The organism is Bifidobacterium choladohabitans (assembly GCF_016102005.1).
Classification (GTDB): Bacteria; Actinomycetota; Actinomycetes; order Actinomycetales; family Bifidobacteriaceae; genus Bombiscardovia; species Bombiscardovia choladohabitans.
In genome coordinates this window covers 65,222-80,000 of the sequence record NZ_JACFPL010000001.1, presented here as the reverse complement: position 1 = coordinate 80,000, position 14,779 = coordinate 65,222, and the positions used below count along the sequence as shown (strand labels likewise).

Genomic DNA, 14,779 nt, shown 5'->3' with positions numbered 1-14,779 from the left:
GCCGTGTCGGTATCTGTTGCAAGAATAGTAGGGTTTAGCATACATTCATCAAGTATTCGATAGGGAGTAGCCTCTCATGTCGCAGGTCACCGATTTCAGGCAGGCGGGTTTCGACTCGCTTTTCGACGAACTCAAGTGGCGCGGTCTCATTGCCCAGTGCACGGACGAGTCCGAGCTCAGGAAGGTGCTGGCCGACCCCTCGGTGACCTATTATTGCGGATTCGACCCCACAGCTCCTTCACTGCACGTGGGCAATCTGGTCCAGTTGCTCAACATGCGCCACCTGCAGGCGGCCGGTCTGCATCCCATCGCCGTTGTGGGCGGGGCCACAGGGCTTATCGGCGACCCTCGGCAGTCGGGTGAGCGCACCCTGAATCCCAAGCAGACCGTGGCCGAGTGGACCGAGCGTCTTCGTGGTCAGATCGGGCGCTTCCTGGATACCGAGGGGGACAACCCCGTCCGGTTCGTCAATAATTATGAGTGGACCGGGTCCATGAGCACCATCGACTTCCTGCGCGATGTGGGCAAGAACTTCCGCATGGGCACCATGCTGGCCAAGGACACGGTGGCCCGCCGTCTGAATTCCGACGAGGGCATCTCCTTTACCGAGTTCAGCTACCAGGTGCTCCAGGGCAACGACTTCCTGGAGCTCTTCGACCGCTACGGATGCAGTCTGCAGCTGGGCGGCAGCGACCAGTGGGGGAACCTGACCAGCGGTCTGGACCTGATCCGCAAGGTGCGCAATGCCTCCGTCAACGTCATGACCAGCCCGTTGATCACGGACTCCCAGGGCAAGAAGTTCGGCAAGTCCGAGGGCAACGCGGTCTGGCTGGATCCCACCATGTTCAGCCCCTACCGCTTCTACCAGTTCTGGTTCAACCAGCCCGATGACCAGGTGGTCAAGCTGTTGAAGACCTTCACCTTCCTGCCCAAGGCCGAGATCGAGCGTCTGGAGGAGCGGACCGCCCAGGATCCGGGCGCTCGCGAGGCCCAGAAGGTTCTGGCCTGGCAGGTGACCTCCTATGTGCACGGAGAGCATGCCGCCCAGGGGGCCATCGATGCCTCGGGCGCCCTCTTCGGCCGCGGCAAGACCCTGGAGGAGCTGGACGAGGATGTGCTGGATTCCGCACTGGACGGCCTCAAGGTCGATGATGGTCAAGGCGGGCGAGCTCTGCCCGCAGCCCGCGAGGGTCAGCGTCTGGTGGAGGCCGGGGTTGCGGCCGGACTCTTCCGTTCGGTATCCGAGGCTCGTAAGACTGTGGCATCGGGCGGTTTCTATCTGAATAACCAGCGGGTCGAGGATCCGGATCAGGTATTGGGCAACAAGGACTTTCTGCATGGGCGCTTCGCCCTGGTTCGCAGAGGAAAGAAGGCCTTGGGCGCGCTTGAGCGCCGGGCCGGCAAGTAGGAACGTAGAAACGTAGGAATTAAGGACACTGATGGCAGAAGAACACAATCATTCCCGGGGCGATCGCGGACGGGGCCGGGGCGGTTCGCGTCCGGGCGGCTTCCGGTCGGGCGGCCGTCGCTCTTCGGGCTTCCACAAGGGGGGTTCGCACTCGGGCGGATACCGCTCCGGAGGCTATCGTTCTGGAGGTCACCGTTCCGGCAACTTCCACAACCATGACGGCGAAGGCGGCGAAGAGCGTCGTTCCGAGAACAGGAATGGCCAGCGGCCCTTCCGCGGGCGAGGGCACGACCGGTTCGACCGTGACAATCGCGGATACAGGCATGACCGTCAGGATGGTCACGGCGGCTTCCGTAGGGATTCCGACCGGGACCGGCATTTCGACAAGCGTGACGACCGCCACGGCCGTCGGCAGGATGGCGACCGTCCACGTCGGGATTTCCATGCCAACGGGAATGGCGGCTACAGGCATCGCGATCATGACAACGACCGCGGTCGGTCGGGGTATGGTGATCGTCGTTCCGGTCGCGGCTACCAGCGGCATGACCGTGACCGTGATCGTGGTCAGGGCTTCCGCGGGGACCGCCGTCGGGGTGACGACCGGAGGTTTGATCGTCGGCAGAATGAGCGGTCCGGCGGGGATCGCCCGTGGAACAACCGCTCGCGGGATGACCGTCCACGTCAAGACCGTTCACATGGGGACCGTCCCTACGGCAACCGCTCCTACGGCGACCGTTCCCGTGACGACCATCGTCAAGGCGGCTATCGGGGCGACCGCTACCATGGCGACCGCTACCAGGGCCAGCGTGGCCGCGATGACCGTCGCCATGACGACCGTCGCGGGACCTATCAGCGTGACCGCCAGAATGGCTATGACCGTGGTCGCCGCAACTCAGACGGGACCATCTCCTATCCTTCGCAGAACCCCTACACGGATCGCCGGCCTGGCGAGCCCAAGATGCCCAAGGGCCTTGAATGGTCCATGCTCTCCAAGGATGACCGTCTGCGCCTGCGCGGGCTGAGCAAGGAGCATGCCGAGAACATCGGTTTGCACATCCTGGCCGCCTACGCGCTGGAGGAGACCGATCCCCAGGGGGCCCTTGCTCATGCCAAGTGGGCTGCACGGCAGGCCTCGCGGATCGATCTCGCTCGTGAGACGCTGGCCCTGGTGGCCTACCGTCAAGGCGACTACAAGCTTGCCTTAAAGGAGTTCCGCACTGCACACCGCATGAACGGCTATTCCGATTATCTGCCCTTCATCGCCGACTGCGAGCGTGGTCTGGGCAATCCCCGCAAGGCCATTGAGGAGGCCACCTCTGAGGAAGGCAGCCAGCTCCAGGGCGAGTCCAAGGCGGAGATGTTCCTGGTCTATGCCGGAGCCTTGGGCGATCTGGGCCTGTGGGACAAGGCCATCGAGACCGTTCAGGCCCTGGCCAAGGCCCGTGGGCTCAGCGGCGACTACCGGATGCGTGCCGTGCAGGCCGAGCAGAACTTCCTCGAACAGGCTGGTCGCAGCCAGGAGGCCCTGGAGCTGGAACCCCTGCTGGATCGGCTGGAAGCGGAGTATGCCGACGAGGATGAGGACGAGGATGGCCAGAAGGACGGACAGTCCGAGGAGATCCTGATCGACTACGACCTGGAGCACCTGGATTCGGCCATGATGGAGGATCTCTCCATTGACCCGGATGGCGGCGAGGATGATTCGGATGAGGCTGAAACTGAGACTGAGGCCGCCGAGTCTGATGTCAGTGATGCATCCGATCAGGGTGCCGATGACAGCCTGGTTGAGGAATCTCCAGAATCAGTTGCTTCGGACGATTCAGCGGACTCAACTGACACTGGTGACTCATCCGATTCGACTGATACATCTGATTCGACTGATACATCCGACGCGGTTGATTCGACTGGTTCGTCCGACTCAACTGCTTCATCTGAAGTGTCGGAATCTGAAGTGCCGGAATCGTCAGATACTGTGAAGCAACCCGGGGGGGAGTCCTCTCGCCTTGATGCAGAAACTTCGGACGATGGGTCTCAAAGTGACCAGAACGGTAGCGAAGCTGACGTGGCTGTCGCCGATAAATCTGCTGCTGACAACGGTGACGCGACTGTCCAGGCTGCAGGATCCGAGGCAGGCACTATCGATCATGAAACTGAACAGGCCAAGGATGAGCAGGTCAATGAGTCCGATACGCCTGATGAAGCTAGGACTGAATAGTGACCGTATTCCTCAAAGGAACTGACGACGCTCCGGCAAAGACCTATCATCTGGCACTGCTTGACCTGGATGGGGTGGTCTACCGGGGTGCTGACCCTGTTGAGCATGCGGCCGAGGGCATCGACCGCGCTCAGGCGCTCGGCATGCGCATGGCCTACACCACCAACAATGCATCCCGGTTTCCCCATGTAGTGGCCGATCAGCTGCGCGGGTTCGGTCTGACCCTGGACGATGGCCAGGTCATCACCTCGGCCGTAGTCGCCGCACGAATGCTGAGCCGACACCTGCAGGAGGGCGCCAGGGTGCTGGTCATAGGATCCAATCATCTACGTGATCAGATCCGCCTCAACGGAATGGTGCCGGTAAACAAGGCCGCAGATAAGCCAGAGGCCGTCATTCAGGCCTGGTATCCCGAGCTGAGCTGGCAGGACCTGGCCCAGGCCGCCTTTGCCATCGAAAACGGTGCACGCTACTTCACCACCAACAAGGATCAGACCCTGCCCCGCGAAGGTGGCATGGCGCCCGGGAATGGGTCTATGCTCCAACCGGTGATTCTGGCTACTGGCAAGCAGCCGGAGGACTCGGCCGGCAAGCCGGAATCGGCCATGTACGACGAGGCACGGCAGCTGTTGACCGACAGCCAGGAGAAGAGCTTGGACATCGGCCGGTGCCTGCCTGTGGGCGATCGTCTGGACACCGACATCGAGGCAGCCAACCGGGGCGGGTACGACTCAATGCTCGTCCTGACGGGTGTGGCCCGAACACCCGCCATTCTGACTGCACCTGCCAAGTTGCGGCCTACCTATCTGGCTGAAGACCTGCGCGGCCTGACTGCACCACAACCCCAGCCCAGTAAGGAGGCCGACCAGACCTGGCACTGCGGCGGCCAAACCGCAAAGGTGGATGATGATGATGGGCATGTGACTCTGCATGCTCTTGATGGTGGCGGCGACCCCCTGTCCGATCTGGATTCTGTGCGGGCCTGCGCCTGTGCGCTCTGGGAGTACCAGGATCGTGGCGGAGACATGGACGCGCTGGATCTGCCCGCCTTCGTCGTAGGGGCATAGAGGCCATGACGGAAGAGGTCGATTCCGGACAGCCGGGAGCGAGTGGACCATCCCAGGAGTCCAATCACTACGGGCCACCTGAGCAGTCCGGCCAGACCGGGCAGCCTGTAGAGTCTGAGCGTTCTGGATGGTCCTCTCAGGCAGATGACGAGGATACGACTGCCTCAGTACCCGAAGAGCCCATGGATAAGCAGGCTATGGCACCTCTTTTGGAACGTTTCCCTGATTTGGCTCAATTGGACGATCTGGACGATGCCCAACAGGTTGAGCTGCTCGGCAAGGTGCTGACCGGGCTCCAGCAGGACCTAAACCGGGAGGGCAAGTGAACGTTGAGGACACGGTCGTCAGCGCTGGGGACGGTTGTCGAAGGACTGTGGCTCACACCTGCGACCGGCTTGACCGTATCCTGTCTGCACAAGGGCTGACGGATTCACGTGCCAGAGCCCAGGTGTTGATTCGGCAGGGCCGGGTTACGGTCAACCATCATCTGGCATCAAAGCCTGCTCAGAGCGTCCAGCCAGGCGATGTGATTCTTCTGGATCCGGGCGATGACTATGCCTCCCGGGGAGCGCTGAAGCTGGAGGGCGCCCTGACGACTTTTGCGACGCAGGGGATGGCCGGTCCGCGGGACAGGCTCTGCCTCGATATCGGGGCCTCCACGGGCGGTTTCACTGACGTCCTGCTCAGGCATGGTGCACGGCGAGTTATCGCCCTTGATGTGGGCCACGGACAGTTGCTTGAACGGATTGCCGCTGATCCTAGGGTGATTGACATGAGCGGTGTCAATATACGCGAAGTTCAGCCGGGGGACCTGCCTTATCGCCCGGAATATGTGGTCTCGGATGTGTCTTTTATCTCGCTGACCTATGTCATTCCAGTACTGCCTGCCTTGCTGGCGCCTGTTGCCAACTGCATGCTGCTGGTCAAGCCCCAGTTTGAGGTCGGACGTAGCCTGCTGGGTCATCATGGCATTGTGACGGACGAGGACAGCAGGCAAGAGGCTTTGAAGCGGGTCTTGGCCTGTGCGCGTGAGCATGGATTTGTTGTCCACGCTACCATGCCGTCGCCCATAACCGGTGCCCATGGCAACATGGAATATCTACTCTGTCTGTCTTGGTCACAGTCGGCTTAAAGCCTGTGGCTTTCCGCTTCCCGCACGACACACCAGACTGGACAGAATCTACAGTTGCGGTAATATAAATGAGTTGTCAAAAACGAGTTCCTCGTCGAGATGACATGCGCCAGTAGCCCAACGGATTAGAGCAGCTGACTACGGATCAGCAGGTTGCAGGTTCGAATCCTGTCTGGCGCACGAGAAACCCTTGGAAACATTAGTTTCCAGGGGTTATTTAATATGAGGATCATTTTCTTTCAGACACGATTAGACACGACGGGCGAAAATGCTTTAGTTCAGTTTCCTGTCTCGCTGCTTTCTATGATCTCGGCCACTTCATCTAAACGGTTAGGCCAGAGCGACGCATACACATTCAGGGTATGCTGGCATCTGCATGACCCAAGGCGTTCTGGACCATCTTCACGTCAGCCCCCCCCCCCGTAGCGATGGATAGAGATGCGAAAGTGTGGTGGAGACTATGTATCGTGAGTCCGCTCCCGGCTACCGCTTTCACCCAGATGCGGTTATACCAGTTCTTTATGTTGATGTGTTCTCCGCGTTTGGGGCGGAAAACGAAGGCTTTGGGTGGTTGCCCTGAACAGAGCCTTTTGAGGGGGGGGACGACGAGGAAAAGGGGAATCGCAACCCGCTTGTGTTCCCACGTTTTCGCAGATCCTAGGGCTGGTTTGCTTTTATCATCTTCGGTCCAGATTCGTAGGATGTTGACCCGCAGCTTCTCGAAGTCCATATTTGAGACTTTCAGTGCTGCTGTCTTGCCGATCCGCAAATCCACATATGCGAGGAATCGAACTAAGGTGTCCGACATAGATGGATTGAGCTTATCTGTTTTTTCTGCCGGTCTTCTGTTTCCACATAGGTCAGATATAGCGCTTCATCTGTGATCTGCTTGCGTGAGAGTTTGGTTCCCGACAGTGGGTCGATAGTAAGCCACTGACGTTTAGGAGTTACCTCTCATATTGGAACACGCTGCCGAAAGTAACTTACACTATGTTGTGAATGCTGGGGGACAGTGGCTTGGATTTGCGGGTTGCCCCGAACATACAAGATGATTCGCCTTTGTTGGAATCCTCGCTCCAGGTGTTTATGTCCGTCTCGGTTATGGCGTTAAGTTGCACGTCGCCCATCGTGGAAGCACTTGTGTCTTCAGTTCGCAACGGTATCAATTGATGCTTGACGCCTTCAGCCCATGCTTCAAACTCTGGTAGTCCTCAGCTAACTCTCTGGAAGTCTGTTGTCGGAGTGCGTCCGGTACGTACTTGCTGCCTCTAAGATTTCCCTTCCCCGCCACCCGACTGCATCTCTGTATTATTCCGTCATATTCAGCTTGAGGAATGCCTTGATGTGTCTGGTATTGGTTCTGCTTGAGTTGGGGTAGTACCAATTGACCTTCTACCTGAGGCCCCTGCCATAGAGTCTTGTTCGCCACCGTTCCGACACGTTTGCGCTTGCCGGGTTCTTGGCTGAGTATGTAACACCGCGCGTCAAGGAATGCAAGACTAGCCTGTGCCGCGGGCGGCCCATGGCCTATGACCACATGCTTGTGGAACGCGCCCACGCCATGCCGGCCGGCATTTGCCCCCGATGCCGCATGCTGAAGGAGCGCATGGACCGGCAGATGCTCGACCCGGCAACTCCCAGCACCTTCACCGCGTTCGCCATCGTCATCCAGGACATGATCGAACTCCAGAGGATGACTGTGCCCGAAATGGCCGAGAAGGCCGGCATCAGCCAGCGCACGCTGAACACGGAAGCCCGCACCGGCATCATCAGCATGACCCACCTGGACAGGCTCCTGCAGGTGCAGGGCCACGGATGGAGCGCCCTGCTCGCCGACATCAGCGACCTGTGCCGCCGCGGGCAACGCTACATCGCCATCATCGAAACCATCAGAAGCAAGGAGACCGCCGATGAGTGAGGAACAGGACGCCGAATTCGCCCGCCGCCTGGAGGAGGCCGAACGGCTGGACGAGCAGGCCGCGAAGACCGTGGGCCTGCGGGTGATGATGGACTGGGTGCTGCTGGCGGGCAGGGCGTACGCGCTGGGCGTGGGCGAGGTGCGGGTGGCCCTGCCCTGCGCGAACCCGGACACCCCGGAACGCACGCGGCTGATGGTGGCCGCCGTGCTGCGCAACGTGGCCGAAGGCCTCCTGGGCCTGCAGGAAAGCCAGGCCAGGGAGCGCGGCAACGACCCGGGCACCCTCCTGCTCAAGGCCTGCGACCGGCTCGGCCTGCCCTACGCCACGATCAGCGGCTGGCGGAAACAGGCCGGGACGGGCCCCGCATGAGCCGCCCGCGAGGAGTATAATAAGAGGGTGTCCGCGTGCAGGCCATGCGGACGCCTCACCATTTATATAACTTCAGCGGCGTGCAGGCCATGCCAGCCGCGCCAGGGTCCAGGGAGACCGGCGCGGGAACATGAACATCGACTCATCAACCAGCATGAGCATGGCCGCCGCATACCCGGACAGGTTCCCGACGCGCCATGCGGAACAGGAACACCACCATGACGGACACCGCCAACATCATCACCACCGGCACCGGCAAGGAAGGCCTGTGGCCCGGCTCCACCTTCTACCCGGCCCAGACCATCGCGCCCGACGCGCTCATCTTCAGCCAGACCAGCGTCGGCGGCACCATCAGCGGCGACGGGCCAGTGGCCCGCATCCCCTACATCAAGGACGGGCTGGACGCGGCCATCGTCGCCGAAGGCACCAGGATCACGGAAACCGACCCCGACCTGAGCGAAATGTACGTGCACACCCACAAGATTGCCATCCTCACCCCCATCAGCAACGAAGCCGCCGACTACACGCAGACCACCAGCCTCATCCAGGCCGGCATTGTCAAGGCCATCACCGACAAGGCCGACTGGCTCCTCCTGCAGGGCGACGAAGCCGGCATCAAAGGCCTGCCCTGACCCCCGACATGATCCGACGCGGGAGACATCAACGCCGCCACAGGGCTCAACCCCCTCCTGGACGCCATCGGCAAGGTCGGCGACAACGGAGGCAGCCCCACCGGCATCATCATGGGCTACAGTACCTGGGCCAGCCTGCTCAAGCTCACCGACAGGAACGACCGGCCCCTCATCGCCACCGACATGGCCAACAGCCCCACGCCGGCCATCTACGGGATCCCCACCATCCTGAACATGCAGACCCCCGCAGGCGCCATCCTGCTCAACGACAGCAGCCAGGTCCTCAGCGCCGCCAGCCAAGCCGCCGTCGCCACCAGAACACAGTTGTTTACAGTAAGGGCCAAGCAGAGATGCCCGACCCTTTCACATAACCGGTATCATTGAAGTATGGCATCAAGAATTTGTTGGCACTGCGAGCGTTTTTCGCATATGACTCAAATAGGGCCAGTTTTTTCGGATATACTCAAGGGGAAAGCAGCCGATTCGTTTGTATGGTTCGCTCCTTTCACGTGTGACGCATGCGGGTACGCCACATTGGGGATGATAGACAGCAGTTTATTGGGCAGAAGAATCAACTCAGGCCAAGCTCAAAGCGTTTTCCAAGTCGAAGCCGATTTCGAGGACGAAGAAGAGCCTGATGATGAAGACGAGCAGATAATCACTTGGATCCCTAGGGAGCCGGTCTGGAAGGAATATGAAGATGTCCCTGAAGATATAGCTGCTGTGGCTTCCGAGGCATATTCGTGTTGCTCAATCAAGGCCTATCGTTCAGCAGTGCTCATGGCCAGAACGGCGCTGGAAGCAACCGCCAAAAACAAGGGCATCACCTCCGGGTCTTTAAATGAGAAAATCGAAGAACTTGCAGAGCAGAACATCATTACAGACCAACTGGCTCAGGAAGCAAATGAAATTCGGCTATTGGGGAACGACATGGCCCATGGCGATCCGGATATTCCGGTGTCGAAGGAGGACGCTTCAGACATCCTCGGCTTTCTTGATACCGTGCTGGATTATGTGTACCAGCAGCCAATAGCCATACAAAAACGCAAAGCCCTTAGAAAAAAGCGTAAGGAGAACAAAAATGACTGCCGGTCAATAGCCCCAAGCTCGACGGCAGCAACGAACTGATAGGGTGCTTTTGCGATTCTTTCACGATACATGGGCCGATGGTGTTAAACCATCGGCCCTTTCTCGTATTTGCCCACAGCTCTTCTCTCCTTCATTCCCGGCGACGATAACAGCCTGGGCAACCTGTAATGGCTTTCAAGCGCTTGTCATAAAGCCAAAACCGCAAGAGAAACCGCAGCGCGCAATTCATGGTACCGTAAAACCAGGCTTCATCCCGTCGAAAACAATCCGGGATCGATCCAACCCGGGGGGGGGTACATCCCGGAGGGCCGCGGGATAACAGCCGGCTAGCACCTCCGATTATGCGTGCGCCCTCCCCTTCATTTTTCGCCAGGATTCCGGACTTTTCTGAGTCTCATGGCGTTCGCCGCTCTGCGGTCTGTTTCCGTTGCTTGTAGGGGTGTCCAGAGAATGCGTCTGGGTCTGCATTACGTGACAGGACCTGTGTTTTTACTGTTGTCACGTAATGAATTCAATGCCTGATAGTGCTTGGTTTTCTTGTTTTCAGAGTTATGTCACGATATGCCTAAAGCATGACTCGATGCGAGTACTGCTGTAAAGTACTGCCCGAGCATTCCGGGAGGGGTCGCCGGCGCAGGTTCTGCTCGGACGCCTGCCGTCAGCGGGCCCACCGGGCAGGCAGGACGATGCCGGTGCCCTCGGACATGGCGATGGCAGACCGATGGCTGCGCAGGCGGCTGGCCGCCAGGGCGAGGGCACCAGCAAGAGGCCGATCCGCTTCGACGGTTCCCTGGCCTCCAGCACCGACCCGTCCACCTGGACCAACTTGCCCGCAGCGGAGCAGTCCGAGGAGGGTGAGGGTCTGGGCCAAGATCAACCCTTCCGGCCAGGGGCTGCACATCTGGAACCGGTGCGGCGAACGCAAGGGTGTCAAGGTGCGCGGCCTGATGGATGCAGAAGCCTACTCGCAATGCCGGTACATGACCTACACAGGTCACGCCTGGCGGGACAGCCCAGCCAGGCGTGCGAATATTACCATCCTCTTCGCGGTAATTAAACGCACAAGGGCCTAAGCAAAAGCCAAACCACCACAAAGAACTGAATGGTGGAAGAGCGCATCCCACAGCCATAAGCCACGCACCTACCCTAACCCAGAGGTGGGGTCAACAAACCCCTAGATTCAGTCTAGGACGATGACGTAAGCCAGTCATACCCCGTAGAAGCGACGAAAGAAACATCCAGACACGGTTCAGATACGATGAACGTCGTTTTGCTCCCAATCTCAGCCTAGTTTTATCCGTATTAATCGGATCATTTTCCCTTCTGCTATATAGCTTTAAATAGTTCGGCACAGTATGGGGTATTTGCTCTCAGTACATCAGCAGGTTGCAGGTTCGAACCCTGTCTGGTGCACTGCACGAAAGCCCCGCAGCTGTGAGGGCTACGTGGCTTTTCTATTGCTAAGGGAATTCCCTCAAAACAAGAATTTGGGTGACATTTAAGAGACAAAAGTTCTCATAAAAAAAGCCCCGACGAAGCGAGGCCTAGTGAGATTGTAATCAATTCAAATTGCTCAACGTATGTTGGAATGAAAGCAATTTTTAAAGTGCTGAAAGTCGCCTAATATTGCTGTCAGTCCATAATTTGTTTGGTTCTCCATTGAAATTGCGAACTGCTTCTAAGAGATTGACGTCAGTCATTTTAGTTAATTTAGGTTCTATGATATCCAGCAATTTTCCGAACTGAGTCTGGCCAGATTTGCTTGAAAGAATATAATTGTATTGTGGATCTAGTACTAGATGTAGTATTTTTCCTGCATCAGTTGAGGAAAGTAATTTTAGAAGATCAGAGTAATACGGTTCTGCTGCAACACTTACGCCATAAGGATTACCTAAGTAGCATTGTAAAAGAACTGATAGATATTTACCTGAAACAGCATCAGGGATACGTCCATCATTTCCAACAAGGTTCTTGAGTTGTTTCGCCGGTGCAGGCTCAGTAAAGAAGTTGTTCCAGCCTTGATGTGCTGATAGCAGGAGATCTAGTGCTTCGTTTAATTTGATTGAAAGAATATCATCTGTCAAGTACGGTAATCCGTCTGCAATTTCTAGAAGTTCATAAGCTGCATTAGCAGAATCACTGTCAGCATTGGCGGCAGCAACAGCTTGTCTGAGGCCGAACTTATGTCGTAAATCTTCGGGAATGTGAGGCCACAATTTTGGCCATATTTGTTTCACATTATCCGCTATAACTGTAGTTCGTTCTTTTTTTGCGACATACATACCGAAAAGTCCATTCGCCAGAGACGTGACGCGGTCCGTTGTCTCCGCCGTAAAATTTTGGAAATAAGCTGTAGTCTCATTCACTTCTTCTGGAGATAAGCTGCGTTTTTTAATATTGCTTAATAAGCGCGCTGTACTAGCCATTACTGTGTCTGTTGGTTGACTAATTACTTCTTGAATACATTCCTGTAGGTAAGTAGCTAGCTCAAGGCCTGACATCTTTTCTTCATTTGGATGTGCTGCACTGACGTTATTACGAAGATAACGAATGGTATCTATCTTTTTGTATCCAACTTTGGTTATGAATCCGATTTCTTTGCATGCAATTAAGAGAGTAGCGTCATTTATTTTTTCTAAATCACTTTCATCTTTAAGATCTCCTATAGTTACGTTCGATAAACCAGAAACAACGTCGTAAAAATAGCTGAGTCCGAAACTTTTTATTCTTTCCCGAAGTGAAGCTATTAGCTCGTCCCAAAGATAATTTAGCGCTGCGTCAAAAAGTCCAACTGTTGATGCCGCAATCATTTTTGACACATAGTAAGAATTGCCCAGTGCATTCGACTGTAGCGATGATAGTGCGCTTTGAATGTTGTAGAGTACAATTGAGCGTTCTTGTATCGGAGCGAACAGTTTATCTGATGGCAGCTGTAAACTCTGTAATAGGCGTTGTAGGCTGCTATCCAGCACCGTCAGCTCTTTAGTTGTGATAACTCTAGGATTATTTTCATTAGGTTGTACTAGTTCTTGGTTCATTATAGATCCCTCCACCAGAAAAGAATTGTACAATCACTTGTCTCACAACCGCAACCGCAGGTGATTCTAATTTCCTCGAATTTCCTAGTATAAAATCCCCGAGCTTCTACAGTTGTAAGAGTCTTTGATATTTGCAAGACAGTTTCCAGGCAGGTTGTGGGTGCGTAAAATATACATCTACCCTGAATTTTGGCAGAATAGTTGTGGCACTACTGGATGATGTCTGTACCTGTACAATACGCTGAGCCGTCGGTTTGAGAAGAGCCATGCCAGCCAGTGGTACAACTGTCTCCGAAGGAATCAAGTCTAAAGAGTTGCTTCAAAGCACTCTATAGGAAAGAGGACGCGAGATTAGCTCTTATGCCAGTATGAGAACGTCGCTACCACTCAGGCTAGCACAGCCTCTGCCCGACTGATCGCAAATAGGGATTCGATGCTAAGCGCTTCCAGCCGGACGAAATGCAGCAAAAGGAGGGCCATTGTCAAGAAGGCAGAACTGGTATCCAAACGCTATGCACAGTTGGTGGAGTTGACTTTGTCCTGGCTTCTGGCTAAACCGTAAATTATAGCATCAATCATCGGAGTCGACAAGAGCAAACATCTAGTAGCGCTGCTGATGCCCCGCAACTTCAATCTTGAGCTGGAAAATATGGCTTTTTCTTGAAGAATCTTATATTCCCTATGAACTTGTCAGTTCTTTCTCTCCTGGAAGACCGATATCATCAAGTGAAGTCCGAGGAACTCTCATGCCCGGCTTTCGTGACAGCGGGCGCTTCGATTTCGGGAGCTTGTTCGATACAGTTGCTCCCTTCGCGCCAAGCGATCGGTGCAACCCCGGTTTCTCTGGTGAAAGCCGCGCTGAATGAACTGGGGCGCATATATCCGACCTGCCTGCCGATCCAGGCAATGTCCTCCCCAGTGGACGAGAGAAGATGGCGGGCCTGGTCCATTCTTCGCTCTCTAATGTACCTGGCCAGACTTGTGCCGGTCTGATGCCTGAAGGCGGTGCATAAACGGGTGCGTCCCACATACAGGGACTGTGCTATCTGATCAATGGAGAGGTCACTGCCCAAGTGGGATTGAATGTGGGCTTTGGCCTGTTGGACTAGGTCACAGTCATATGACGGTTCATGGCTCTGTACAAAGGCAGAGGGAGATTGGGCCAGCCTTGCCAGGAGCAGGTCGATGTGTGCTTTGATGAGGAACTCTGTCTGGCCCTGCCTTCCTAGGGCAAACTTTGACAGGGCGGTTGAAGCGGCCAGTGCAATATCGGATGGCCAGGGTTGTCGGAAGGCGTCAAAGAGTCCCTTGACCTGGCCGGGCCATTGGTTTTCCAGCTCCATGAAATAGCCGGGCAGGATGCAGATGCTCCGGGTCCGCGAGCGAGAGCCTGCCGGTATGCGGTTGGTGACCGATCCCGCCTGCTGGATTAGGGAGACCATATTGCCCTCCTGCTTTGTACATGGCTGCAACCCATAAGGAGCGGGGTTGGCTGCCGGGCTTTCATCCAGGGTCAGGCAGGCATAGTCGGTCATGGCGTACTCGTTAAAGTTCATTTCGCGCAGGAAGGTGATGTCGTGCCATATGACCAGGCAATGAGGACCTGCCGGATTGGCTTGGAATCTTCCCTGGCAGATATCGCCATCGACCTGCCCTTCCAATCCTCCCGATCGGTGATGGAGTTCCATGCCGAGTTGCTCCACCTGGGGGCGATACAGGGTCTGAATCTCGCGGGATTCGGAGTATATCGTCCGGTCTGTCATGGCTCACCTGGTTTCATCCTGCCGGCTTTATGGCGATCTCGGCGGACTTTCGTTTTCGTTCGCACCTTTTATGGATTCATCCGTCGCTCTGTGACGGTCTTCCGGGCATTGACTTCTCAGATTACGTTCGATGGCAGCGAACGACAA

The 14,779-nt window shown here is 56.4% G+C and carries 13 protein-coding genes, 1 tRNA gene and 1 pseudogene; 11 read left to right on the top strand and 4 right to left on the bottom strand.

All coding sequences use genetic code 11. The annotated features are described in order from the left end of the window. The first annotated feature begins 76 nt into the window (after positions 1-76). The 6 genes from tyrS to H3S97_RS00305 all read left to right on the top strand — a co-directional run bounded on the left by tyrS (position 77) and on the right by H3S97_RS00305 (position 6,002). Positions 77-1,408 carry a tyrosine--tRNA ligase gene (tyrS, locus tag H3S97_RS00330; RefSeq protein ID WP_198177533.1) on the top strand — a complete coding sequence of 444 codons (1,332 nt, stop codon included), beginning with the start codon at positions 77-79 and terminating at the stop codon, positions 1,406-1,408. A gap of 31 nt (positions 1,409-1,439) precedes the next feature. After that, complete coding sequence (locus tag H3S97_RS00325; RefSeq protein ID WP_198219257.1) at positions 1,440-3,623, top strand: helicase; 2,184 nt, start codon at positions 1,440-1,442, stop codon at positions 3,621-3,623. Beyond that, positions 3,623-4,690, top strand: a complete 1,068-nt coding sequence (locus H3S97_RS00320) for an HAD-IIA family hydrolase (protein WP_198219255.1) — start codon at positions 3,623-3,625, stop codon at positions 4,688-4,690. The genes H3S97_RS00325 and H3S97_RS00320 overlap by 1 nt, the downstream gene beginning before the upstream one ends. 5 nt (positions 4,691-4,695) lie before the next feature. After that, positions 4,696-5,016 (top strand): hypothetical protein, encoded by a 321-nt coding sequence (locus tag H3S97_RS00315; RefSeq protein ID WP_198219253.1) that lies wholly within the window; start codon positions 4,696-4,698, stop codon positions 5,014-5,016. Positions 5,017-5,063: 47 nt separating this feature from the next. Continuing rightward, positions 5,064-5,822, top strand: a complete 759-nt coding sequence (locus H3S97_RS00310; RefSeq protein WP_332468261.1) for a TlyA family RNA methyltransferase — start codon at positions 5,064-5,066, stop codon at positions 5,820-5,822. 106 nt (positions 5,823-5,928) lie between these two features. Beyond that, a tRNA-Arg gene (locus H3S97_RS00305) sits at positions 5,929-6,002 on the top strand. Positions 6,003-6,177: 175 nt separating this feature from the next. Here H3S97_RS00305 and H3S97_RS08535 read toward each other — a convergent pair. After that, positions 6,178-6,630 (bottom strand): tyrosine-type recombinase/integrase, encoded by a 453-nt coding sequence (locus H3S97_RS08535; RefSeq protein WP_198219249.1) that lies wholly within the window; start codon positions 6,628-6,630, stop codon positions 6,178-6,180. A 714-nt stretch (positions 6,631-7,344) separates the two neighbouring features. Here H3S97_RS08535 and H3S97_RS00295 point away from each other — a divergent pair. From H3S97_RS00295 to H3S97_RS00275, 4 genes and pseudogenes are all read left to right on the top strand, one after another. Then, positions 7,345-7,740, top strand: coding sequence for a hypothetical protein (locus H3S97_RS00295; protein WP_198219247.1), 396 nt, complete (start codon positions 7,345-7,347; stop codon positions 7,738-7,740). Then, on the top strand, positions 7,733-8,110 hold the full coding sequence (locus H3S97_RS00290; protein ID WP_198219245.1) for a hypothetical protein: 378 nt from the start codon (positions 7,733-7,735) through the stop codon (positions 8,108-8,110). The genes H3S97_RS00295 and H3S97_RS00290 overlap by 8 nt, the downstream gene beginning before the upstream one ends. 197 nt (positions 8,111-8,307) lie before the next feature. Next, positions 8,308-9,126, top strand: a pseudogene (locus H3S97_RS08530) (phage major capsid protein). Between the two features lie 3 nt (positions 9,127-9,129). Then, complete coding sequence (locus H3S97_RS00275; RefSeq protein ID WP_198219241.1) at positions 9,130-9,870, top strand: DUF4145 domain-containing protein; 741 nt, start codon at positions 9,130-9,132, stop codon at positions 9,868-9,870. Between the two features lie 619 nt (positions 9,871-10,489). Here the strand turns inward: H3S97_RS00275 and H3S97_RS08335 are convergent. Next, on the bottom strand, positions 10,490-10,702 hold the full coding sequence (locus tag H3S97_RS08335; RefSeq protein WP_232356194.1) for a hypothetical protein: 213 nt from the start codon (positions 10,700-10,702) through the stop codon (positions 10,490-10,492). Here H3S97_RS08335 and H3S97_RS08330 point away from each other — a divergent pair. Beyond that, positions 10,686-10,904 (top strand): hypothetical protein, encoded by a 219-nt coding sequence (locus H3S97_RS08330; RefSeq protein WP_232356193.1) that lies wholly within the window; start codon positions 10,686-10,688, stop codon positions 10,902-10,904. The two genes, H3S97_RS08335 and H3S97_RS08330, sit on opposite strands and share 17 nt — an antisense overlap. 528 nt (positions 10,905-11,432) lie before the next feature. Here H3S97_RS08330 and H3S97_RS00265 read toward each other — a convergent pair. Both H3S97_RS00265 and H3S97_RS00260 read right to left on the bottom strand, forming a co-directional pair. Next, on the bottom strand, positions 11,433-12,869 hold the full coding sequence (locus H3S97_RS00265) for a hypothetical protein (protein WP_198219239.1): 1,437 nt from the start codon (positions 12,867-12,869) through the stop codon (positions 11,433-11,435). 722 nt (positions 12,870-13,591) lie between these two features. Continuing rightward, positions 13,592-14,632: a helix-turn-helix domain-containing protein gene (locus tag H3S97_RS00260; protein WP_198219237.1), complete on the bottom strand. Its 1,041-nt coding sequence runs from the start codon at positions 14,630-14,632 to the stop codon at positions 13,592-13,594. Positions 14,633-14,779: the final 147 nt, after the last annotated feature.